Genomic DNA, 22,998 nt, shown 5'->3' on the forward strand with positions numbered 1-22,998 from the left:
GCGGTCGGGTAACAGGCGCCCCGCACGCTTCCTGGCATGGAGTCGAACAGGGAGCCGGGGAGCCCGCAGCAGCGGCGGGTGGTGATCGTCGGCGGCGGGATGGCGGGCACGAGGCTGGCGCAGCAGCTCGTCGTAAGTGCGGGTGTGGGTGCTGGCCCGGTCGCCCTCGACGTCACGATCATCGGCGAGGAGCCGCACCCCGCGTACAACCGGGTGCTGCTCGCCGAGGTCCTCGCCGGGCGGTACGCCCCGGAGGTCATCGCCCTCCCCGCCCCGCCCCGCCCCGCCCCCGGGGCCGGGGCCGGGGTGCGGCGGCTCAGCGGGGTGCGGGTGGTCCGCGTCGACCGCCCCACGGCGGAGGTGCTGTGCGACGACGGCCGCCGCGTGCCGTACGACGCGCTGGTGCTGGCCACCGGCTCCAACCCGGTGCTGCCGCCGCTGCGCGGCCTGTTCGAGCCGGACGGCCGCGGCCCGCACGCCCTACCGGAGGGCGTCCACGCCTTCCGCACCATGGAAGACTGCCTGGCCCTCGGCGCGGCCGTACGGTCCGGGACACGGGCCGTCGTCATCGGCGGCGGACTCCTCGGCGTCTCCGCCGCCCGTGCGCTGGCCCAGCGAGGTGCCCAGGTGGTCCTGGCGCACCAGGGCGAACACCTGATGGAGCGCCAGTTGGACCCGGGCGCGTCACGGCTGCTGCGGCGGCATATGGCGGCGCTGGGCGTGGAGGTCCACACCGAATGCCGCGTCCGGGGCCTGCGCACCGGCGGGCGGCCGGTGCGAACGGTTCAGGCCGTCGAACTGGCCGACGGATACGCCCTGAAGACCGATCTGGTCGTGCTCGCGTGCGGGGTCCGACCCCGGGTCGGGCTGGCCCGGGCGGCCGGAGTGGAGGTGGCACGCGGCATCGTCGTCGACGACGAGCTGCGGACGAGTGACCCGTGGGTATTCGCAATCGGCGACTGCGCGGAACACGACGGCGTCGTGTACGGCCTGGCGGGCCCCGCCCAGGAGCAAGCGGACGTCCTGGCGCAGTTGCTGTCCCCCACCCCGCCCCTTCCCGAAACAAGGGCACTCCGCCCCCTGGACCCCCACCAGGGCAGGGCCCCAGAACCTGACCAGGGCTCCGCGCCTGAACCCCACCAGGGAACCACCCCGGGCCCCCACCGGGTCACCGCCCCTGGGCCCCACCAGGGCACCGCGCCTGAACCCCACCAGGGAACCACCCCGGGCCCCCACCGGGTCACCACCCCTGGGCCCCACCAGGGCACCGCGCCTGAACCCCGCGAGGGCGCCGGCCCGGACCCTCACCCGGGCTCCGCCCCCGACCCCGCACCTGGGGACCAGGTTGTGGGCAATCGTCCCGCGGAGGGGGCACCTCCCAGCGGTAGCTGGGGGAGGGACGGGTGGGCACAACCCGGCCACCGGGCCGCACCCGGCAACGAGACCGCGCCCCGGTACCACGGCACCCGTACGCTCACCCGCCTCACCCTCACCGCAGCACCCGGCTCCGCCGGAGCGAGCGCGTCGGGCACCGATGGCCCCCTCGACCTCGCTGCCTTCGGCAACCCCACCCCCGCCGCCGGCGACGACGTCATCCACCTCACCGACGCCACCCGCAACACGTACCGCAAAGTCGTGGTCCGCGGCGACCGCCTCCTCGGCGGCATCCTTCTCGGCGATCTCGGCACCGTCGGCGCGCTCGCCCGCGCCTGGGAGGGCGACGAGCCGCTCCCGGCCACCCCCCTGCTCCACCTGCTGACCAACGATGGAGGCTCCTGACGATGAGCGCACCGATGACGACGACGAGCACACCGAAGCCCGAGACCGCCGCCGCCCCCACCATCGTGCTGGTCGGCCACGGAATGGTCGGCCAGCGGTTTCTCGAAGCGCTCGTCGAGCGGAACGTCACCGAGACCGCCGCCCGCGTCGTCGTGTTCTGCGAGGAGCCCCGGCCCGCCTACGACCGCGTCCAGTTGACCTCGTACTTCTCCGGCCGCACCCCCGACGAACTCTCCCTCGTCGAGGACGGCTTCATGGCGCGGCACGGCATCGAGTTGCATCTCGGCGACCCGGCCGAGTCCATCGACCGCGCCGCCCGCACCGTGACCGCCCGCTCCGGGCTGACCGTGGCGTACGACACGCTCGTGCTGGCCACCGGCTCGTATCCGTTCGTCCCGCCCGTGCCCGGCAAGGACAGCGACGGCTGCTTCGTCTACCGCACCGTCGAGGATCTGCTCGCGATCGAGGAGTACGCCCAACACCGCACCACCGGCGTCGTCGTGGGCGGGGGGCTGCTGGGCCTGGAGGCGGCGGGGGCGCTGAAGGGGCTCGGGCTGGCCACGCACATCGTGGAGTTCAACCCGCGGCTGATGGCCATCCAGGTGGACGAGGGCGGTGGCGCGGCGCTACGCCGCACGGTCGAGGACATGGGCCTGATCGTGCACACCGGCGTCGGCGGTAAGGAGATCACGGCGGACGACGCGGGCGCGGTCACCGCCATGGCGCTGTCCGACGGTTCGTCCATCGACACCGACCTCGTCATCTTCTCGGCGGGCGTACGCCCCCGCGATCAGCTCGCCCGCGACTGCGGTCTGGAGGTCGGCGAGCGCGGCGGGATCGCCGTGGACGAGCGGTGCCGCACCAGCGATCCGGCGGTGTACGCGATCGGCGAATGCGCGCTGGCCGCCGACGGCCGGGTGTACGGGCTGGTCGCGCCCGGCTATGAGATGGCCGAGGTCGCGGCCGGCACCATCACCGGCCAAGCCACCGCCCAAGCCACCGCGACGCGCTTCACCGGCGCCGACACCTCCACCAAGCTCAAGCTCCTCGGCGTCGACGTGGCCAGCTTCGGCGATGCCCACGGCACCGCCGACGGCTGCCTGGACGTCGTCTACTCCGACTCCCGCGCGGGCGTCTACAAGAAGCTGGTGGTCGGCGCCGACGGCGCCCTCCTCGGTGGGGTGCTGGTCGGCGACGCCGAGGCGTACGGCATGCTGCGCCCGCTCACCGGCTCCGTACCGCCCGTCGCCCCCGAACAGCTCGTGCTCCCGGCGGGGCTGGGCGCGCCCGCCGCGCTCGGGCCGTCGGCGCTGCCGGACGAGGCGGTCGTCTGCAACTGCCACAACGTCACCAAGGGCGCGATCCGTTCGGCCGTCACCGACCACCACTGCACCACCGTCCCCGAGGTGAAGAAGTGCACCAAGGCGGGTACGGGCTGCGGCAGTTGCGTCAAGGCGCTCACCGCACTCGTCAACGACGAGCTGGAGGCGGGCGGCGTCAGCGTCGACAAGGGGCTGTGCGGCTGCTTCGCGTACACCCGCGCCGAGCTGTACGAGATCGTCCGCACCCTGCGCATCACCACCTACGCCCAACTGCTGGACAGCCACGGCCGGACCGAGGCCCGGCAGGGCGACGGCTGTGAGGTGTGCAAACCCGCCGTCGGCTCGATCATCGCCTCGCTGGCCCCGACCCTGGGCGCGAGCGGCTATGTCCTGGACGGCGAGCAGGCCGCGCTGCAAGACACCAACGACCACTTCCTGGCGAATCTGCAGCGCAACGGGTCGTATTCGATCGTGCCCCGGATCCCCGGCGGGGAGATCAGCCCGGAGAAGCTGATCGTGATCGGCGAAGTGGCCCGGGACTTCGGGCTCTATACGAAGATCACCGGCGGTCAGCGGATCGACCTCTTCGGCGCCCGGGTGGACCAGCTTCCGCCGATCTGGGCGCGGCTGGTGGACGCCGGATTCGAGTCGGGGCACGCGTACGGCAAGGCGCTGCGCACCGTGAAGTCGTGTGTGGGGCAGACCTGGTGCCGCTACGGAGTGCAGGACTCGGTCCGGATGGCCATCGACCTGGAACTGCGCTACCGGGGGCTGCGCTCACCGCACAAGCTGAAGTCGGCCGTCTCGGGGTGCGCCCGCGAATGCGCCGAGGCGCGCGGCAAGGACTTCGGCGTGATCGCCACCTCCACCGGCTGGAACCTGTACGTGGGCGGCAACGGCGGAGCCGATCCGCGCCACGCCGATCTGCTCGCCCAGGACCTGGACGACGAGGAGCTGATCCGGCTCATCGACCGGTTCCTGATGTTCTACATCCGCACCGCGGACCGTCTGGAGCGCACCTCGGCCTGGCTGGAGCGGATCGAGGGCGGCCTGGACCATGTGCGCGATGTGGTGGTCGACGACTCGCTGGGGCTGTGCGCCGAGCTGGAGGCGATGATGGCCGACCATGTGACCGGCTACCGCGACGAGTGGGCCGAGACCCTGGGCGACCCCGAGCGGCTGCGCCGCTTCGTCTCCTTCGTCAACGCGCCCGACGCGCCGGACCCGACGGTGAAGTTCGTGCCCGAGCGCGATCAGGTCAAGCCGGACCTGACGATCCTGTCCGGCCCCACCCTCCCCGTCCGTACTCTCGAAGGGACTGCCAGCCGATGACCATGGCACCCGAGCGGACCGCCGTCCGCGTGGAACTCCTCATCGACCAGCGGTGGTTCGCGGTCTGCGAGCTGACCGACCTCACCCCCGGGCGCGGCGTGGCCGCCCTGCTGCCGGACGGCACCCAGGTGGCGGTCTTCCTGGACCGGTCGGGACGCGCGTACGCGATCGCCAACCGCGACCCGTTCACCGGGGCGTACGTCCTCTCCCGGGGGTTGCTGGGCTCGTCGGGCGGACGGCCGTTCGCCGCCTCCCCGCTGCTGAAGCAGCGCTTCGACCTGGAGACGGGGCGATGCCTGGACGACGAGACGGTCGCCGTCCAGGCGTATGTCACACGCACGCGGGACAGGACGGCGCGCGTCGCCTGAGGGGGCGGTGCCCGTCCCGTGAGGGGTCACCGCACGCCCCGCGAGGAGGTCCGCGCAGGTCCCGTAAGGCGCGCAGTGCACCCCCCGCCCAGGGTCAGCGCGCGCCCCGCGAGGAGTCACCGCACGCCCGCGAGGCAGTGCACGTCCCGTGAGGAGTCACCGCACGCCCGCGAGGGAGCAGTGCACGTCCCGTGAGGCGAGCAGCGCCGTCCGCCTAAGCAGTCAGCGCTGTCGCCCGAGGGGGCCAGTGCACGCCTCGTGAGAGGTAGGCGCATGCCACCTGAGGAGCCAATGCCGTCGCCTGAAGGGGTCAGCGCAGGCCGCCTGAGGAGGTCAGCACCCGCCCCGTGAGGGGAGCAGCGCACGCCCCTTGAGGGGCGGTCCTTGAGGGGGCAGTGCCCTCCGCCTGGGGGAGTCAGCGCACGCCCCCGCGAGGGGTCACCGCACGCCCCGTGAGGCGAGCAGCGCACGCCCCGCGAGGGGCGCGGCCCCTTGCGCGGGGCAGCGCTCTCCGCCTCAGGAGTCGGCACCCGCCCCGCGAAAGGTCAGCCCACGTCGCGTGAGACCACCACCCCGCACAGCACAGGGTCGCTCTGGCAGCCCGCCGTCCCCGCGGCGAGCACTCCGTTCGTCCCGGGGACCGCGGCGATGCCCGACACCGTGGACATCTCGCTGTGCTCGGTGACGTCGGCGGGCAGCTCCTCGGTCGACCATTCCGTACCGGTCCAGCGGGACAGTACGGAGTGGCGGCCGCCGGCGGACCAGCCGGCGATCCACAGCCGTCCGGCGCCGTCCGCGCCCGCGGCGTTGGCCTCGTCCACGGGCAGCGTGGGCAGCGACTGCCAGCGGCTGCCGGTCCAGCGGGTGGCCATAGTGGCCTCGGGCGCCTCCGCGTCGTTGGTCTTGCCGACCACGTAGACCGAACCGCGGCCGGTGGCCACGGCGTGGTTGGCGACCCAGCCGGTCGGGTGCTCGGCCGGGGTCGGCACCTCGCGGACCGTCCAGGCGCGGCCGTTCCAGTGGTAGAGCAGCGGGACGGACACATCGCCGGTCGCGGCCTCGGCGGTGACCCACACGTCGTCAGGACCGGTGCCGGTGATGTCCCACGGCCGCACCTCACCGCCACCGGGGGCGGCGGGGAGTGACACTTCCTGCCACGCGGAGCCGGTCCAGCGCTCCAGGCGGGACGTGGAAGCGCCGCTGTTCTGGTCCCAGTCGAAGCTCGTCAGCCAAGCCGACTTCTCGCCGAACGCGGCAATGTCGCCGACGAAGCTCATCTGCCCCTCCGGGGGCGTGGCGTGGGCGGTATCGGCCCACTTCTCGCCGTCCCAGTGCCGCACCACGATCGGTGAGGTGGTGTCGCCGAACTGGACTCCGGCCGCCCAGACGTCGTCGGGTGCGGCGGCGCTGACCTTTTCCAGTTGCCCGGGCTTGTCTCCGGCCCCGGCGGCGGGCACGTCCGTCCAGGTGGTGCCGTTCCAGTGCTTGATCGCGGGGGTGGGCCCGTCGGCGCCGTCGGTCTTCCGGCCCACCGCCCAGGCGTCCTTGGCGCCGGTCGCGGCGACGTCCCAGAACTCCGTCGAGACGGTCTCGCTCAGCGGCGTCCGCAGCGTCCACGGGGTGGCGGCGCGGGCCGCCGGGCCGGACGCGCCGCCGGTCGCGGCGTTCGCGACGTTCGCGGGCGCGGCGTTCGCGGGCGCGGCGTTCGCGGGCGCGGCGTTCGCAGGGGCGGCGAGGGTGCCGAAGGTACCGAGTGTGCCGAGTGCCACCGCGCACACCGTGACCGCGTTGCGCAGCCAGAGCGGGCGGGTTCCGGGCCGTCCTGTGGTTCTGTCCATGACCTTCCTTCTGCTCGGGTGGGGTTCTCAGAAGGAAATGGCCGCCGCCCGGCCGTTCTTACAGCCCACCCCGGCCAGTCATTCGGGGATTTCCGAGGTCTTCAGTTGCCGGTCGGTCCACTCCGACCTGACGGTGGCGGTGTAGTTCACCACCGTGCCCGATGTGAGCCCCGCCTTCGCGGCCTTCGCGTCCGGCTCGGTCAGCACCTCCTGCTCGGACAGCAGGGCCCCGGTCGCCGGGTCCACGATCAGCTCGGACCGTCCGGTCCCGTACCCGGGCCGGTCGGACGCGGGCAGGGCGAAGCCGACGCCCTCGCGGCCCAGCGGATCGGTCACCTCGCCGAGCGCACGGATGCCCGGCAGCCCCGCGATGACGCGGTACGCGGCGGCCCGTACCTCGGCCTTCACCGGCAGGCCGATCAGCCCGGCCGCCTGCTGCCACATCCACTCGGTGCGGCCGCGGACCTCGCTCCCGCCGTCCTCCCGGTAGAGGTCCGCCAGCACCTCCTTCAGCTTCGCGCTGTCGCCCGGGAGTTTCCGCAGGTCCTCGTAGGTGACATTGCGCGCGCCGAGGGCGGCGATCCGGTCGCCCGAGTTGATGCGGTCCACCGTCGGCCGCTTCCCGGCCCCGGTCTCGATCCGCAGACCGAGCCTGCCGCCCTGTCCGGTGTCGGCGAGCGTCAGGTCCTTCGGCGAGCCGGCGGCCCGCCAGCGCGCCGTATCGCGCTCGGTGCGGGGCTTGGTGGTGGCGTCGAGCCCCATGACGTTGAGGCTTTCCGTGCCGGGCCGTACCCCGAAGGACCGCTGCTGCTTCTCGGAGGTGGACACCGCGAAGGTCTTCCCGGACGCGTCGATGACGGCGGTCCAGCCCGACCGCGTGGTCACCTGCCAGTAGGTGCCCTCGTCCGCCGCCGTCCGGTCCAGCCGGTCGGCGACGTGTTGCAGCGCCAGACGGCCGTTGGCGGGGATGTGCCGGGCGCCGTCCGCGGTGGGGCCGGCGGACGCCCGGGACCCCTCGGCGTCCGAGCCGCCTTGGGGCAGGGTGGCGACGAGCACTCCGGCGACGGCCGCCGTCGCCGCGACGGGCAGCGCCCAGCGCCAGGTGAACATCCGCGGGGACCGGCGGAGTTCCGGCGCCTCGGCCGTGCTGGCCCTCCCCGCCAGGATGGTCTCCAGGTCGCGGCGGGCGCGTGCGGAACCGGCCAGGTGGTCCGGATCGAGCTCCGGGGGCCGTGCGTCCGCCAGGGTCTTCATCACATCGTGCCGCTTGCGTGCCATCTCAGGTCTCCTTCACTGTCACGTTCGCGCGAGGGGCGCGAGGGCGAGGGTCAAGGCCGGGCTCGGGTCCGGGGCCGGGCTCGGGCTCGGGGCCCGGGGAGGGGCCGACCGCGTCCACGGCCCGCTCCAGCCGCCGTCTGGCCCGGTGCAGCCGCACCGCGAACGTGGCGCCGGAACAGCCGAGGACGCGCGCCGCCTGTCTCGGGCCGAGCCCGTGCCAGGCGACCAGCGTCAGCAACTCGCGGTCGGCGGCGGACAGCCCCGCCAGCGCCTGCAGCGCCACCGCGCGCTCGGTCACCCCCGCGGCCACGTCCTCGACCTGGGCGCCGGAGGTGATGACGCGCTGGGCCTCCTGGGCGGCCAGGGCGTACTGCCTGCCGTCGTGGCGCCGCAGCTCGCGGGTCAGATTGCGGGCCACGCCGAGCAGCCACGGCAGCGGCGGCGTCGGGATATCCCGCATCCGCCGCCAGGCGACCGTGAAGGTCTCGCTGGTGATGTCCTCACCGACCTGCCGACCCACCAGGCTGGCCGCATAGGCCAGCACACGGGGTTGGCACTCCTCGTATAGGTCCCGAAAGCGTTGGGCGTCGGTCACGCCGTCTCCTCATCTGGGCTCTCTCACCATGCAGTGGTCGAGGGCCGCGCTTTCTTACACCCGGGGAGAGGAAAGTTTGAGCGGCGAGGTGCCTGGCCGCTGGAGCGGGGTCACCGGCCAAGTGGTGCGGGGTGACCGGCTAGGCAGAGGGGCGGCGCTCAGCCGGTGGTACGGAGCCAACGGCCAGGCGGACGAGGGCGCTCAGCCGGTCGACCGAGGCCAACGGCCAACGGCCAACGGCCAACGGCCAAGCAGACCACGCCGCCCAGCCAGCCGACCGGGGCCAACGGCCACGCAGACCACGGCGCCCAGCCGAGCGCGCGGGGCCCACGACCACGCAGACCACGGCGCTCAGCCGGTCGTACGGGGCCAACCGCTAGGTGGGCGACGGCGCCCAGCCGACCGGGCGGCGCCAACTCCACGCGGACCACGGCGCTCAGCCGGGCGCGCGGGCGGCCCTGCTGAGGGCCGTAGCCGACGGGCACGGTGGTGTGACGGCGGCGGAGGCCGCCCCCGTGGCGCTGCGTAAGCTCAGGAGCTTATGGGGACGTCCCTCTCTCGTCTCTTCACGTCCGATCCGGTTTTCCGGAAGACTTCTGCAAGGTTCCGAGGGTGCGCCCCGGAAAGTGAGAGGCGGGGGTGGCTCCCGTCAACCGAGGAGGCGGAATGGCTACGGAGAGCAGGGGCACCGAGGGCGGCGCCCGGCCCAAGGTGACGATCACGGCCATCGCGCAGGAGGCCGGGGTGTCGGTGCCCACGGTCTCCCGGGTGGTCAACGGCCGTTCGGATGTCTCGCCCGAGACCCGGGCCCGGGTCGAGGACCTGCTGCGGGTCCACGGCTACCGCCGCCGCCAGCGGGTGCCCGGCGACCGCGCCGCCCTGGTGGACCTGGTCTTCAACGACCTGGACAGCCCTTGGGCGGTGGAGATCATCCGCGGCGTGGAGGAGGTCGCCCACCAGGACGGGGTGGGCACGGTGGTCTCGGCGATCCACGGCCGCGCGGGCTCGGCCCGGCAGTGGCTGAAGAACCTGCGGGCCCGCGCCTCGGACGGGGTGATCCTGGTGACGTCCGTGCTGGAGCCGGTGGTCCACGAGGAGCTGCGGCGGCTGAACGTGCCGATCGTGGTCGTCGACCCGGCCGGCTCCCCGGCGCTGGACGCGCCCACCGTGGGGGCGACCAACTGGGCGGGCGGCATGGCCGCCACCGAACATCTGCTGAGCCTCGGCCACCGCCGGATCGGTCTGATCGCCGGTCCGCCGCGGCTGTTGTGCAGCCGCGCCCGGCTGGACGGCCACCGGGCGGCGCTGGAGGCGGCGGGCGTGCCGTTCGATCCGGCGCTGGTGGTGCAGGGGGACTTCTACCACGAGTCGGGTTTCCACGGTTGCGATCAGCTAATGGACGCCGGCTCCCCGCCCACCGCCGTCTTCGCCTCCAGCGACCAGATGGCTCTGGGTGCGATCGAGGCTCTGCGGCGGCGGGGGCTGCGGGTTCCGGAGGATGTGAGCATTGTCGGCTTCGACGACTTGCCCGAGGTGCGGTGGTCGGCGCCGCCGTTGACGACGGTTCGTCAGCCGCTGGCGGACATGGGGAAGTTGGCTGCCCGTACGGTGTTGCGGCAGGCGCGGGGGGAGGAGATCGAGTCGCCGAGGGTGGAGTTGGCTACGCAGTTGGTTGTGCGCTCCAGCACGGCCGCGCCTGCGGCGGGCTGATTCCCCACCCCACCCCACCCACACCCCTTCCCGAACCGGGGGCCGCGCCCCCGACCCCCCGCCGGGGCTCCGCCCAGGACCCCGGTCCTCAAGCTCCCCCAGCTACCGCTGGGAGGTGCCCCCTGACGGGCTGGAAAATCCAGCCCGTCCGGCGTTTGAGGACACGTCCGAAGGGCGTCCGGGAGTTCAGCCTCCGGCCGGTCGGGCGGGGCCGTGCGGCCTCGACGGGGCGAGGGGCTTGCCCCCGTTCGGGAAGGGGCGGGGTGGGGTGGGGAACAAAGCCGCCCGCCGCCGCAACCCTTGACACCGCATCAGCACCCCCATACCTTCCACGCAACCGCTTCCGAGAATTATCGGGCTACTTCCGGAAGGCACACGATGCGCATACCTCGGTCAAGGTCAAGGTCATGGTCAAGGTCCACCCTTCGTGCGTCCACCCTCGCGGCGGCCCTGCTGCTCGCCGGGACGGCACTCGCCGGCTGCGGGAGCGGCGGGCCCGGGGGTTCGGATGGCGGGTCCCTCGACGTCTGGGTCTATCAGGACGCCTCGACCAAGGTGCAGCGCGAGGTCGTCAAGCGGTTCAACGAGACCTCCGACATCAAGGCGAAGCTCACCCAGGTGCCCGGTGAGGGCTACTCGGACAAGATGCGCACCTCCATGGGCACGCCCAACGCACCGGATGTCTTCTTCAACTGGGGCGGCGGCAGCATCAGCGACTTCGTCAAGAAGGACATGCTGCTCGACCTCGACCCGGCCATGGCCAAGGACCCGGAGCTGAAGAAGGCGTTCATCCCCACGATCCTCGACGCGGGCGCGATCGACGGGAAGCACTACGGCATCCCCATGCGCGGGATGCAGCCGGTGATCCTCTTCTACAACAAGGACGTCTTCACGGACGCCGGGGCGAAGCCCCCGAAGTCCTGGGACGATCTGCTGAAGCTCATCGACACCTTCAAGGGCAAGGGCGTCACCCCGTTCGCGCTGGCCGGCACCGATGCCTGGACCGAGCTGATGTGGGTGGAGTACCTGGTGGACCGGTACGGCGGGGCCGGGGTGTTCCAGAAGATCCAGAGCCAGGGCATGGCGGCGTGGGACGACCCGGCGGTGCTCAAGGCCGCGCAGACGGTCAAGGATCTGGTGGACCGGGGCGCGTTCGGCAAGAACTACAAGTCGGTCAACTACACCGCCGACGGGGCCTCCACGCTCTTCGCCAAGGGCAAGGCGGCCATGCATCTGATGGGTAGCTGGGAGTACGCGAACCAGAAGGCCAACCAGCCCGCGTTCGCCAAGTCGGGGCTGGGCTGGACCACCTTCCCGGCGGTCCCCGGTGGCAGCGGTGACCCCAAGAGCGTCGTCGGCAACCCGGCCAACTACTGGTCGATCAATGCCAAGGTCAAGGGCGACAAGCAGAAGGCCGCGCTCGAATTCGTGAAGTTCGCGGCCCAGCAGGACTACTCCGGCGACCTCATCGCCAACGGGGACGTGCCCGCCACCTCCGACGCCACCTCCCAGCTCGGGAAGCACGAGAACCCCGACTACGCGCGGTTCCAGTACGACCTGGTCAAGCAGGCCCCCGACTTCACGCTCTCCTGGGACCAGGCGCTGCCCGCCAAGTACACCCCGCCGCTGCACACCACCGTGCAGAAGCTGTTCAACGGGCAGCTCGGCCCGGCCGAGTTCGTCGATGCCCTGAAGGGCATGTGATGGCGGACGCCGCGACGCGCGAGCGGCGCCGGAGCGTCGGCCGACCAGGGGGTGGCCGGTCGGAGGTCGGCCGGCCGGGGGTCGGCCGGCCCGGCGTCGTCTGGGCCCTGCCCGGGGCGCTGTTCTTCGTCTTCTTCGCGGTGGCGCCGATGGTCCTGGTCGGTGCCCTCGCCTTCACCGACTGGGACGGCATCGGCACCCCGAGCTGGACCGGGATGAGCAACTGGTCCCGGCTGTGGGACGACCCGGAAACCCATCAGGCCATCTGGCTCAGCCTGGTGCTGACCGTGCTGACCTGGGTGTTCCAGACCCCGCTCGCCCTGCTGCTGGGCGTATGGGCGGCCGGGCGGCAGCGCAACCGGGCCGTGCTGTCGGCGATCTTCTTCCTGCCGCTGCTGGGCTCCTCCGTCGCGCTCGCGCTGGTCTGGAAGTCGCTGCTGGACCCCAACTTCGGTCTGATCGCCGATATCGGGCCCGCTCTGGGCTTCGCGGACGGCGATCTGCTCGGCAGCTCCAAGGGCGCCTTCGGGGCGGTCCTCTTCGTCACCGCCTGGCAGTTCATCCCGCTGCACACACTGATCTACCAGGGCGGTGCCCGCGCCATCCCGCGCTCGCTCTACGACGCGGCGGCGATCGACGGCGCCGGGACCGTACGGCAGTTCTTCTCGATCACCCTGCCCCAACTGCGCAACACCATCGTCACCTCCTCGGTGATCATGGTGGTGGGCGCGCTGACCTTCTTCGACACCGTCCTGATCCTCACCAAGGGCGGCCCGGGCACGGACACCACGATCGTGCCCTACCTGATGTACAAGAATGGCTTCCAGGCGTTCGACCTCGGCTACGCCAGCGCGGTCGCCACCATCCTCGTCGTCGTCGCCACCACCGTCTCGCTGCTGCTGGTGCGGCTCACCGGCTTCGCCGCGATGCGCAGCACCCGGGAGGGGATGTGACCGACGTCCTGCCCGGCCACCCGAACCGCTCGCCGAACCACCCCCCGGACGGCGTCCGTACGCCGAACAAGACCCCGGCGGCCCCTGGCCCCCGCTTCCGCCGCCGGGGGCTGCCCCGCCGCCCGCGCCTTCTCGGGCGCGGTTCCCGGACCCCCAACTACCCGGCCGGGCTCGGCTCCCTGATCTGGCTCGGCATCGTCGGACTGCCGCTGTACGTCCTGGTGGCCGCCACCTTCCAGACCCGCGACGGCTATATCGACGACGGTCCGCTGGCCCTGCCCGACCACCCCACGCTCGCCAACTACCGGCGGGTGCTGCGCTCCGACTTCCTCTCCTACCTCCTCAACACCGCCCTGGTCACGGCCGTATGCGCGGCGATCGTGATCACTCTGTCGGTGACCGTCGGCTACACCGTCGTACGCGCCCGCGGCCGGACCTCCCGCCGGATCTTCCAGATCTTCCTGCTGGGGCTGGCGATCCCCTCCCAGGCGGTGGTGATCCCGGTCTATCTGGTGATCACCAAGCTCCATCTGTACGACACCCTGCTCGCGGTGATCCTGCCGACGGCCGCCTTCTCCCTCCCGGTCAGCGTGCTGATCCTGGTCGGCACGCTGCGCGATATCGACGAGGAGCTGTACGAGTCGATGGCGCTGGACGGGGCGAGCCCGACCCGGGTCCTGTTCCAGCTCGTCGTGCCGCTGTCGCGGTCCGGGATCTCCACGGTCGGGGTGATGTCGGCCCTGCACGCCTGGAACGGCTTCCTCTTCCCGCTGCTGCTCACCCAGTCCAAGAGCAACCGGCTGCTGACCCTGGGGCTGTACGACTACGTGGGCGAGTTCCGGGTGGACACCCCGGCGCTGCTCACCGCCGTGGTGCTCTCCATCCTCCCGATCTTCCTGGTCTATCTCTTCGCCCGCCGTCAGCTCATCAACGGGCTGATGGGCATGGGCGGCAAATAGGCCGACCCCGGCGCGCGCGCAGGCCGCCTCCGGCGGCAGGCAAGCCGTTCCCCCACCTCGACAAGGAGCTTCATGCCTCAGCCCTGGCAGGACACCTCCCTCTCCGCCGAGGACCGCGCGGCGGCCCTGCTCTCCTCGATGACGCTGGAGGAGAAGCTCGCCCAACTCGCCGGCGTATGGCCGGGATCGGAGGCCGAGGAGGGCGAGGATGTCGCCCCGCTCCAGCACGAGGTGTCCGAGGCCGTGGACCTCGACGGCCTCCTCCCCCATGGCGTCGGCCAGCTCACCCGCCCCTTCGGCACCTCCCCCGTCGAACCCGCCGAGGGCGCCGCCGCGCTGGCGCGCCTCCAGACCCGGATCGCCGCCGGAAACCGCTTCGGGATCCCGGCGCTGGCCCATGAGGAGTGTCTGACCGGCTTCTTCGCCTGGCGCGCCACCGTCTTCCCCACCCCGCTCGCCTGGGGCGCGTCCTTCGACCCGGCGCTGGTGGGACGGGCCGCCGAGCTGATCGGCGGTTCGCTGCGGTCGGCCGGTATCCACCAGGGGCTGGCCCCGGTGCTGGACGTGGTGCGGGACGCGCGCTGGGGCCGTACGGAGGAGTCCATCGGCGAGGACCCCTATCTGGTCGCGACCATCGGCACCGCCTATGTCCGCGGCCTGGAGTCCGCCGGGATCGTCGCCACCCTCAAGCATTTCGCGGGCTACTCCGCCTCCCGGGGCGGCCGCAACCACGCACCGGTCTCCATCGGCCCGCGGGAACTCGCCGATGTGATCCTGCCGCCCTTCGAGCTGGCGGTGCGGGACGGGGGCGCGCGGTCGGTCATGCACTCCTACAACGACATCGACGGTGTGCCCTCGGCCGCCAACCCCTGGTTGCTGACCGAACTGCTCCGCGACACCTGGGGCTTCACCGGCACCGTCGTCGCCGACTACTTCGGGGTGTCCTTCCTGGAGCTGGCCCACCGGGTCGCCGCCACCCGGGGCGACGCGGCGGGGCTCGCCCTGGCGGCGGGGGTGGACGTGGAGCTGCCCGCGGTGCGCTGCTTCGGCACCCCGCTGCGGGACGCGGTGCGGGCCGGGGAGGTGGACGAGGCGCTGGTGGACCGGGCGGCGCTGCGGGTGCTGCGGCAGAAGTGCGAGCTGGGGCTGCTGGACGCGGACTGGTCGCCGATGCCGTCGGCGCTCGCGGAGCCCACGGAATCCGCCGTCCCCTCAGGACCCACGGGAACCCCCGGCCTCGATCTCGATCCGCCCGGGATGCGGGCCGTGGCACGCGAGCTGGCCGAGGAGTCGGTGGTGCTGCTCGCCGACGACGGCGATGTGCTGCCGCTCGCGCCGGACGCCCGGATCGCGGTGGTCGGCCCGCTCGCCGACGACCCCGCCGCCATGCTCGGCTGCTACACCTTCCCCCGCCATGTGGGGGTGGAACACCCCGAACTGCCCCTGGGCATCGAGGTGCCGACGCTGTTCGCCGCGCTGCGCGCCGAACTGCCCGGTGCGCGGATCACCCACGCGGAGGGGTGCGCCGCGCCCGGCCCGGGCGGGTTCGCCGGGGAACCGGGCGCGGCGACCTCGGCCGGTGCGGCGGCGCTCACCGCCGAGAGCAGGCTGGCGCAGGCGGCCAGGACGGCGGCGGACGCGGATGTGTGCGTCGCGGTGCTGGGCGACCGCTCGGGCCTGTTCGGCCGGGGCACCTCGGGCGAGGGCTGCGACGCCGCCGACCTCGAACTTCCCGGTGATCAGGGGGCGTTGCTGGACACCCTGGTGGCCACCGGCACCCCGGTGGTGCTGGTGCTGTTCACGGGTCGGCCGTACGCTCTCGGCCGCTGGTCGAGGCTGCTTGCCGCCGCCGTGCAGGCTTTCTTCCCCGGTGAGGAGGGCGGCCCGGCGGTGGCCGGGGCGCTGAGCGGCCGCGTCAACCCCTCGGGCCGGCTGCCGGTGAGCGTCCCGTACACGTCCGGCGGCCAGCCCTGGACGTACGCACAGCCGCCGCTCGGGCTGCGGGGCGACTCCAGCTCGATCGACCCGACCCCGCTGTTCCCCTTCGGCCACGGGCTGTCGTACACCTCGTTCGCCTGGGAGCGCCCGGAGTCCGACGCGGCCGAGGTGCCGACCGACGGGGAGACCACGGTCCGGCTGACCGTGCGCAACACCGGGGACCGGGCCGGGACGGAGGTCGTACAGCTCTATCTCCATGACCCGGTGGCGCGTATCGCCCGGCCGGTGTCCCGGCTGATCGGCTACGCACGGGTGCCGCTGCGGCCGGGCGAGTCGGCCGAGGTCCACTTCGCCTTCCACGCCGACCTCGCCTCGTATCCGCTGCGGGCCGATGGCACGAGGGTGGTGGAACCGGGCGCGCTGGAGCTGCGGCTGGCCTCCTCCAGCGCCGACTCCGGCGTACGGCACACGGTCCCGCTGACGCTCACCGGACCCGAGCGCACGGTGGACCACCGGCGGCGGATGGTGTGCGAGGCGCGGGTGAAGTAGGGGCGGGTGAAGTAGCAGGCGGGGCGGGGTCGGTTCAGACCGGCCCTTCCCCCTTGTCCACCAGCGCCCAGGCGTCGGCGAACGGTTCGGGCAGGGTGCGGGTGGGCGGCGGAAGGGGGGTCTCCAGCCGTCGGTTGCAGGAGCGCGGCACCCCGATCAGCTCCGCCTTCCACGCCTCCATGGGCGCCCTGGGGGGCCCACGTCCCGGCCAGAAAGCTGCCGGTCCGCTCGATACAGGCCGGCGCCCCGGGCCGCCACATCCCCGTGCCGTCGATGAGCCCGCCCAGCGCGGGCACCACGCGCCGGTCATCCACAGCCGTCCACGCACCAGTCGCCATCGGACGTCCCCCGTCCTCCCCCGTCGAATACGCCAGGGGTCGCATACGCCACGGGGAGATCATCGCTCATGGGCCCGACGGTCTACCGCTCGCCCGCTTGACTATTTGCTATAGCAGAAGCACTCTTACGGTCATGAGCACTGACGCCCTCGGCCCCATGGAGACCGTGTCGCTGGCCGACCAGGCATACCGGCGACTGAGGGACGCGATCCGCGAGGGCGTCCTGCGGCCGGGCGAGAAGATCACCGAGCGCGATCTCGCCGCCCGGCTCGGCGTGAGCCCCACCCCCGTCCGGGAGGCGCTGCGCCAGCTCGTGCACGAGAAGGTCGTCGAGCGCGTCGGCCCCCGGGCCCTGCGGATCGCCGACCACTCCTCGGCCGCCCGTTCCGAGATCGTCGAGGCCGAGGTCCGGCTGTCCGCCCTGATGGCCCGCCTCGCCGCCCGTAACGCCACCGCCCAGCAGCTCACCGACCTGGTCGCCTTGCTGGCCGAGGCCGACCAGATCACCGCCGGCATCGAACGGACCGTCGCCGAGGAGGGGTTGGGCGCCGACGTGTCCGAGCAGCTCGCGGCCGTCTTCCACAAGCTGCGGCTCTTCCATCGGCAGGTCGAGTCGTGTGTGGGCAACCCCGTCCTGGAGGGGCTGCTCGGCCAGGCGAGGGCCTTCAGCTACGAGGAGCGGCTCGACCTCACCATGAAGCTCGCGCCCGAGCACGCCGAGGCGTTCCGGGCCCGCTACTCCGAGCACCGCCAACTCCTGGACGCGCTCCTCGAACGGGACGAGGAGCGCGCCGAGGAACTCGCGGCGCGGCACCACCGCGCCGCGCTCGTCCAGCTCTCCGGCGGCTGACCCCGAGCTCCGGCGGCGAACCCCAAGCTCCGACGCCTGCCCCCCCAACACCACCTGCCCGCCACTGGGCGCACAGTGTGCGCTCCGACGGGCAGGCAAACCCCTCCCCCACTTGCTATAGCATGTAGCACAGGAGCCATCGCCATGCCTGACACTCCCCCCATATCCCCGCCCGGCGCGGTGAGCATGAGCACCCTTCCCCGCCCGGCACCCGGCGACCGCATGAACCGCGGCGCCGTGCTGTGGGTGACCCTCGCCGTCTTCGCACAGGAAGCGGTGTGGAACTTCTACGACGCCCAGGTCCCCGAGCAGTTGCGGCATTACTTCAGCTCCGCGGGCGTGGTCGGCCTGATCATGGGGTTGGACCACTCCTGGGGCATCTTCACGCAGCCGTCGGTCGGGTTCCTCTCCGACAAGCTCGCCCGCCGCCGCACCGGCCGGTGGCCGATCGTACTGATCGGCGCCGCGGTCGCGGCCGTGCCGTTCGTCCTCATCCCCTGGGCGACGAACCTTCCCACCCTGCTGGTGTGCGTGGTCGGTTTCGCCGCGATCGCCAACGCGTTCAAGGGCGTTACCGAGACCCTGGTGTCCGACTACGTCGCGCCGTCCAACCGCAGCAAGGCACAGGGCTTCATCAAGGCCGGCGTCAGCCTGACCATCGTCGTGTCCTCCCTGATCAGCCTTCTCGTCGCCGACCGGTCACTGCGCCTCGCGTTCGCCATCCCGCCGCTGCTGATGCTGATCATGCTGGGGCTGTCCTGGGCGTTCCTCGGCCGCCATCACACGGACGTGCTGCTGCCGGACGAGGAGGGGGAGGGGGCGAAGGCTGCCCCCGAGCAGGAGTTCGCCTCCCCGTGGGCGGTGCTGAAGGGCGCGCTGCGTTCGCCGTCCAGCCCGACCCTGCTGCTGATGGTCGGCATCTTCTGCTTCGCCGGCATGTGGTCCGCGCTGCGCTCGCTCATGACGCCGTACGGCACGCAGGTGCTCGGCCTGACCCGCGGCGAGGCGGCCGGTCTGGCGCTGCCGGGCGCGGTCGCGTTCCTCGTCTGCGTGCTGCCGATCGCCTACGCCTCCAACCGGTTCGGGCAGTTGCGCGCGATGCGGTACGGCGTCGGGCTGTTCATCGCGGGCCTGCTCCTCGGGTTCACGATGCCGACCGTGCCCGGCACGATCACCTCGATGGTGCTCTGCTCGCTCGGGTACACCTCGTTCGCGGTCAACGCGCTGGTCGCGCTGTGGAACCTGGCACCGACCCAGAAGGTGCTGGGCACCTACACCACGCTGTACACGATCGCCTCGGCGTCCGGGATGGCGCTGGGCCCGGCGATCCTCGGCACCACGATCGACCTGACCCGCTGGCGCTATATGCACCTGAACGCCGCGGTGTTCGCCGCCGTCACCTTCCTCGTCTTCACCCGCCTGGTCCGCCGCGCACCCGATCGCGCCACCGACCGCGCCACCGACCGCGCCGCCGCCTGACCGGCCGGGATTCCCTCTTCCCGCACGATGACCCGCACGATGAAAGGCACCAGCCTCATGGAACTCCGCATCCTGGCTCCGACCGGCGCGCTCGGCGCCGGGTTCGACGCCGACGCCTTCGCTCGCGGTGTCGCCGCCCTGCCGGATGTGATCGCCTGCGACGCCGGCTCCACCGACTCCGGCCCCGCCGCCCTGGGCTCGGGCACCCCGAAGCTGTCCGCCCAGGCCGTCACCCGCGATCTGCGCCTGCTGCTCAGGGCCCGCGACCAGCTCGGCGTACCGCTGATCATCGGCTCCTGCGGCACCTCGGGCCGCGACGACGGTGTCGACTGGGTCGCCGACATCGCCCGCTCCATCGCCGCGGAGGAGAACCTGAGCTTCAAGCTCGGCCTGATCTACTCCGACCAGCCCGCCCAGCGCCTGCGGGACCTGCACGACGCGGACCGGATCCGGCCGCTTCCCCACGCGCCCGCCATCGACCGCGAGCTGTTCGACCGCAGCCACACCGTCGCCATGATGGGCGTCGAACCCATCCAGGACGCCCTGCGCGACGGCTGCGAGGTGATCCTCGCCGGACGCGCCAGCGACACCGCCCTGTTCGCCGCCGTCCCGCACCTGCGGGGCGCCGACCCGGGCCTGACCTGGCACCTGGCCAAGACCATCGAATGCGGCGCAGCCTGCGCGATCCCCCCGTCCGCCAACGGGCTGCTCGTCACGTTGCGCGAGGACCACTTCGACGTCACCACCCTCGCCGACGGCACCCGTCTGACTCCCCGCTCCGTCGCCGCCCACACGCTGTACGAGAACGCCGACCCGTACCGTGTCACCGAACCCTCGGGCGTACTCGACACCACCGAGGCCACCTACGAGGCGATCGACGAGCGGACCGTCCGCGTCCGCGGCGCCCGCTACCTGCCGGCCGACGGCTACACCAACAAGCTCGAGGGCGCCGAACTCATCGGCTACCAGACCGTCATCTTCGGCGGGGTACGCGACCGCGTCGTCATCGACGCCCTGCCCAAGCTGGTGCCGCTGGCCAAGGAGTACTTCGAGGCGAAGATCCTCGACGTCTTCGGCGGTGCGGTCGACCCCGCCGACGTCGACATCGACTACCGCCTCTACGGCGCCGGCGCGGTCCTCGGCGGCAGCGAACCCGACCTGCTCGCCCGTCGCGAACCCAGGCCGCTCACCTCCCGCGAACCCGCCCCGCTCGCCCCCCGCGAGCTCGGCGTGCTCATCACCGTCACCGCGCCCGACCAGGCGACCGCCCACGCCATCGCCACCTTCGTCGCCCACGCCAGCAGCCACCTGCCCATCGCCGAGTACGACGGCCTGGTCTCCACCCTCGCCTACCCCTACTCCCCGCCCGAGACGGACCGGGGCCCGCTCTACCGCTTCACCCTCAACCACGTCGCCACGGGCGTCACCCCCACCGAACTCTTCCGCACCACCACCGAGGAGCTGTGAACCCCTTGACCACCCTGCTCGACTACTGCTCCCTGGTCCGCTCCAAGAACGCCGGCCCCTTCACCCTCACCTTCGACTTCATGTGCCACGACCAGGCCGCCTACGACGCCCTCGTCGCCACCGGCTTCCTCAACCCCACCCTCTTCGCCACCCTCTACGACGCCGACCCCGGCCAGATCCTCGTCGTCAACCATCCCCTCGCCCTGGCCGTGAAGGTCTCCCTCCCCCGCCCCACCGTCCAAGGCGACCTCCGCGACACCGACTGCTACGCCGGGCAGCAGTACGCCCCGCTCATGGACATGGACGTGACACCCGCATGAATCCCGCCGATTCGAATCCCGATCCACACGCCTCGCACCTTCACCACTCCACCCTTAGGCTGTCGCCGGACACTGGGGCTACCGGCGCGTAGGGCACACCGCGAAGGAGCGCGTGATGAAGGGCTGGACCGCGAGCGACATCCCCGATCAGACCGGCCGCACCGCCGTGGTGACCGGCGCCAACAGCGGCCTCGGCTTCATCACCGCGCGGGAGCTGGCACGGCGCGGCGGGCAGGTGGTGCTCGCCTGCCGCAACGAGGCGCGCGGGGCCGAGGCCGCGCAGCGGATCCGGGCGCAGGCGCCGGGCGCGTATGTCCGGGTCGCGCCGCTGGACCTCGCGGATCTGAAGTCCGTACGCACCTTCGCGGCCGAGCACCAGGGCGACCGGCTCGATCTGCTCATCAACAACGCGGGCGTGATGGCCCTCCCGCGCCGCAGCACCGCCGATGGCTTCGAGATGCAGTTCGGCGTCAACCACCTGGGACACTTCGCGCTGACCGGCCTGCTGCTGCCCAAGCTGCTGGAGGCGGGCCCGGGGGCGCGGGTGGTCAGCGTGTCCAGCTTTATGCACATGCTGGGGACGGTCGACCCGCGCGACCTGCACATGGAGCGCGGATACCGCCGTTGGACCGCCTACTCCCGCTCCAAGTCCGCCAATCTCCTCTTCATCCACGAACTGTCCCGCCGCCTGCGCGCGACGAACGCCCACCTGGTCGCGGCCGCCGCACACCCCGGCTACGCCTCGACCAACCTCCAGACCGCCGCCCCCAAAATGGAGGGCCGCCGGGCAGCCAAGCGATTCATGGAAATCGGCAACCGCTACTTCGCCCAGAGCCCGGACCAGGGCGCCCTCCCCATCCTGTACGCGGCCACCGCCCCGGACGTCCGCCAGAACGACTTCTTCGGCCCGCCACTCCAGGGCCTCTGGCACGGCTCCCCCGTCCGCTCGGCCCGCGCCAAGTGGACACGCAGCGACACGGCTGGCCGGGGGCTGTGGGCCGCGTCCGAGCGGCTGACGGGCGTACGGTACGAGGCGCTCGCGAGCTGATTCACGGCGGCGGCTGCGGACAGCCGAGCTCGGGGCGTACGCGGTGGGGACCGCAGGCGATCAGGCATACGGAGAGAAACCGCTGCCCGGTGAGATACCACCCACCGGCGACGTCCTCCCCGCCGGCGACCGCCTTGGCGGCGCTTTGGCCCCTCGCGGACAGCGTTTCGGGCGCGCGGTCGTGGACGGAGGCGAAGGAGTCGGCGTGTTCGCGGGCCCGGGTGCCGAACCAGTCGGCGGCTTGGGTGGGATCCGTCCAGGTCCCCTGGACGAAGCTGGGGGGCTTGAGCAGCCAATGGGCGAGTTCGAGAGGGACGACCTTGGCGCTCCTGAACTCGGGGTGGATGGGTCGTCTGGGGCCGTCCTTGAGAAGTTCGTGGCCCGAGCCGAGCCAGGTGTAGCCGTGGTGGTGCCGCAATGTGCCGCCTTCACTGACCGAAGAGGGCAGCCCCCGCGATGGCCGGGACTGCCCTGCCTACCGGGGTTATCGACGGCCGCAGCCGTCACCGCCACCGCAGTCGCCGCCCGAAGCGGGCGACGGTGCGTCGGAGTCGGGCATGGTGTCGCCGTCGTCCGGGTCCTGCCGTAAGACGGCCTTGTGTCCTGCCAGCCGCATCGGGATGCCCGCGGCGGCAGCCGCTGATGTCACTACCTTCTGTGCTGTCGGCACGGGGGCTCTCCTCGCGCCGTCGTGCACCTGCACCCGTTGCAGCTGGGCTCGACCTGCCAGGGCTCCGGTCCAGTCGGTACGGGGGTTCAAGGGGGAGGCGGGATGCGTACCGCCTACGCCGAGGCGGCGTTCTTCGTCTGCTCCTCCAGCGCGGCCCGCATCAGGACATCCGCGAGCCGATTCGCGCTGTCGAGAGGGATGCGGCCAAGGGCCACCAGCGGATAGCCGGACACCGTGAGCTCGCCGCGCAGGGTCGGCCAGTACAGCTCCCCGCCTTCGACGCCATGCGGCACGTCCGGGGTGAAGCCGAGGCGGTGCAGGGCCTGGCGCAGCAGATCGGCCACGGCTTGGGCCTCGGCTCTGGCCGTCGCGTGGCCATTGGCACCCAGCGCCTCGATGTCCTGTTCGCGGATTCTCATCGCTCCCACTTCCGCCGTGTTCTGCATGAACCGGACGCTAGGGAGGGGTAGCCGGCGGGTGCCATGCGATGTTCTCGAATGT

20 protein-coding genes are annotated in these 22,998 nt (G+C 72.2%); 13 read left to right on the forward strand and 7 right to left on the reverse strand.

The window, feature by feature from the left end; all coding sequences use genetic code 11:
- The first annotated feature begins 78 nt into the window (after positions 1–78).
- The 3 genes from STRVI_RS46735 to nirD are packed head-to-tail and all read left to right on the forward strand — an operon-like array spanning position 79 to position 4,801.
- Positions 79–1,779, forward strand: coding sequence for an FAD-dependent oxidoreductase (locus STRVI_RS46735; protein WP_435532636.1), 1,701 nt, complete (start codon positions 79–81; stop codon positions 1,777–1,779).
- Positions 1,780–1,781: 2 nt separating this feature from the next.
- The gene (gene nirB / locus STRVI_RS35890) at positions 1,782–4,433 is read left to right on the forward strand and encodes a nitrite reductase large subunit NirB (protein ID WP_014060469.1); all 2,652 of its coding nucleotides are present in this window, start codon (positions 1,782–1,784) and stop codon (positions 4,431–4,433) included.
- Complete coding sequence (gene nirD, locus STRVI_RS35895; protein ID WP_014060470.1) at positions 4,430–4,801, forward strand: nitrite reductase small subunit NirD; 372 nt, start codon at positions 4,430–4,432, stop codon at positions 4,799–4,801. Before nirB ends, nirD begins: the two co-directional genes overlap by 4 nt.
- Before the next feature lie 545 nt (positions 4,802–5,346).
- Here nirD and STRVI_RS35900 read toward each other — a convergent pair.
- The 3 genes from STRVI_RS35900 to STRVI_RS35910 form a co-directional block, all read right to left on the reverse strand.
- Positions 5,347–6,639 (reverse strand): hypothetical protein, encoded by a 1,293-nt coding sequence (locus tag STRVI_RS35900; RefSeq protein WP_014060471.1) that lies wholly within the window; start codon positions 6,637–6,639, stop codon positions 5,347–5,349.
- Between the two features lie 78 nt (positions 6,640–6,717).
- Positions 6,718–7,917, reverse strand: a complete 1,200-nt coding sequence (locus tag STRVI_RS35905) for a CU044_5270 family protein (protein WP_014060472.1) — start codon at positions 7,915–7,917, stop codon at positions 6,718–6,720.
- A 1-nt stretch (position 7,918) separates the two neighbouring features.
- Positions 7,919–8,512: an RNA polymerase sigma factor gene (locus tag STRVI_RS35910; protein WP_014060473.1), complete on the reverse strand. Its 594-nt coding sequence runs from the start codon at positions 8,510–8,512 to the stop codon at positions 7,919–7,921.
- A 666-nt stretch (positions 8,513–9,178) separates the two neighbouring features.
- On the opposite strand from STRVI_RS35910, the gene STRVI_RS35915 reads away from it, so the two are divergent.
- The 5 genes from STRVI_RS35915 (at position 9,179) to STRVI_RS35935 (ending at position 16,325) form a co-directional block, all read left to right on the forward strand.
- Entirely contained in the window at positions 9,179–10,222 is a 1,044-nt protein-coding gene (locus STRVI_RS35915; protein ID WP_014060474.1) for a LacI family DNA-binding transcriptional regulator, read from the forward strand.
- Positions 10,223–10,600: 378 nt separating this feature from the next.
- Positions 10,601–11,926 (forward strand): extracellular solute-binding protein, encoded by a 1,326-nt coding sequence (locus tag STRVI_RS35920; RefSeq protein WP_014060475.1) that lies wholly within the window; start codon positions 10,601–10,603, stop codon positions 11,924–11,926.
- Positions 11,926–12,879, forward strand: coding sequence for a carbohydrate ABC transporter permease (locus STRVI_RS35925; RefSeq protein WP_014060476.1), 954 nt, complete (start codon positions 11,926–11,928; stop codon positions 12,877–12,879). Before STRVI_RS35920 ends, STRVI_RS35925 begins: the two co-directional genes overlap by 1 nt.
- 110 nt (positions 12,880–12,989) lie before the next feature.
- On the forward strand, positions 12,990–13,838 hold the full coding sequence (locus STRVI_RS35930) for a carbohydrate ABC transporter permease (RefSeq protein ID WP_050994064.1): 849 nt from the start codon (positions 12,990–12,992) through the stop codon (positions 13,836–13,838).
- Positions 13,839–13,910: 72 nt separating this feature from the next.
- Complete coding sequence (locus STRVI_RS35935; protein WP_014060478.1) at positions 13,911–16,325, forward strand: glycoside hydrolase family 3 N-terminal domain-containing protein; 2,415 nt, start codon at positions 13,911–13,913, stop codon at positions 16,323–16,325.
- 34 nt (positions 16,326–16,359) lie between these two features.
- Here the strand turns inward: STRVI_RS35935 and STRVI_RS53110 are convergent, their stop codons facing one another.
- Positions 16,360–16,506: a hypothetical protein gene (locus STRVI_RS53110; RefSeq protein WP_014060479.1), complete on the reverse strand. Its 147-nt coding sequence runs from the start codon at positions 16,504–16,506 to the stop codon at positions 16,360–16,362.
- 290 nt (positions 16,507–16,796) lie between these two features.
- Here STRVI_RS53110 and STRVI_RS46740 point away from each other — a divergent pair, with 290 nt between their 5' ends.
- The 5 genes from STRVI_RS46740 (at position 16,797) to STRVI_RS35960 (ending at position 21,827) form a co-directional block, all read left to right on the forward strand.
- Positions 16,797–17,513 (forward strand): GntR family transcriptional regulator, encoded by a 717-nt coding sequence (locus tag STRVI_RS46740; protein WP_014060480.1) that lies wholly within the window; start codon positions 16,797–16,799, stop codon positions 17,511–17,513.
- Positions 17,514–17,657: 144 nt separating this feature from the next.
- The gene (locus STRVI_RS35945; protein WP_014060481.1) at positions 17,658–18,992 is read left to right on the forward strand and encodes an MFS transporter; all 1,335 of its coding nucleotides are present in this window, start codon (positions 17,658–17,660) and stop codon (positions 18,990–18,992) included.
- A 39-nt stretch (positions 18,993–19,031) separates the two neighbouring features.
- Positions 19,032–20,459 (forward strand): acyclic terpene utilization AtuA family protein, encoded by a 1,428-nt coding sequence (locus tag STRVI_RS35950; RefSeq protein ID WP_251982809.1) that lies wholly within the window; start codon positions 19,032–19,034, stop codon positions 20,457–20,459.
- A complete protein-coding gene (locus tag STRVI_RS35955) occupies positions 20,456–20,779 on the forward strand; it encodes a DUF4387 domain-containing protein (protein WP_435532599.1) in 324 nt (107 codons plus the stop codon). The genes STRVI_RS35950 and STRVI_RS35955 overlap by 4 nt, the downstream gene beginning before the upstream one ends.
- 115 nt (positions 20,780–20,894) lie before the next feature.
- A complete protein-coding gene (locus tag STRVI_RS35960; RefSeq protein ID WP_014060484.1) occupies positions 20,895–21,827 on the forward strand; it encodes an oxidoreductase in 933 nt (310 codons plus the stop codon).
- 1 nt (position 21,828) lies between these two features.
- Here the strand turns inward: STRVI_RS35960 and STRVI_RS35965 are convergent, their stop codons facing one another.
- From STRVI_RS35965 to STRVI_RS35970, 3 genes are all read right to left on the reverse strand, one after another.
- A complete protein-coding gene (locus tag STRVI_RS35965) occupies positions 21,829–22,245 on the reverse strand; it encodes a hypothetical protein (RefSeq protein ID WP_014060485.1) in 417 nt (138 codons plus the stop codon).
- A 66-nt stretch (positions 22,246–22,311) separates the two neighbouring features.
- Entirely contained in the window at positions 22,312–22,497 is a 186-nt protein-coding gene (locus STRVI_RS52255) for a hypothetical protein (RefSeq protein ID WP_150112949.1), read from the reverse strand.
- 113 nt (positions 22,498–22,610) lie between these two features.
- The gene (locus tag STRVI_RS35970; RefSeq protein ID WP_150112950.1) at positions 22,611–22,943 is read right to left on the reverse strand and encodes a hypothetical protein; all 333 of its coding nucleotides are present in this window, start codon (positions 22,941–22,943) and stop codon (positions 22,611–22,613) included.
- Positions 22,944–22,998: the final 55 nt, after the last annotated feature.

Source organism: Streptomyces violaceusniger Tu 4113, from assembly GCF_000147815.2.
In the GTDB taxonomy this organism is placed as follows: domain Bacteria; phylum Actinomycetota; class Actinomycetes; order Streptomycetales; family Streptomycetaceae; genus Streptomyces; species Streptomyces violaceusniger_A.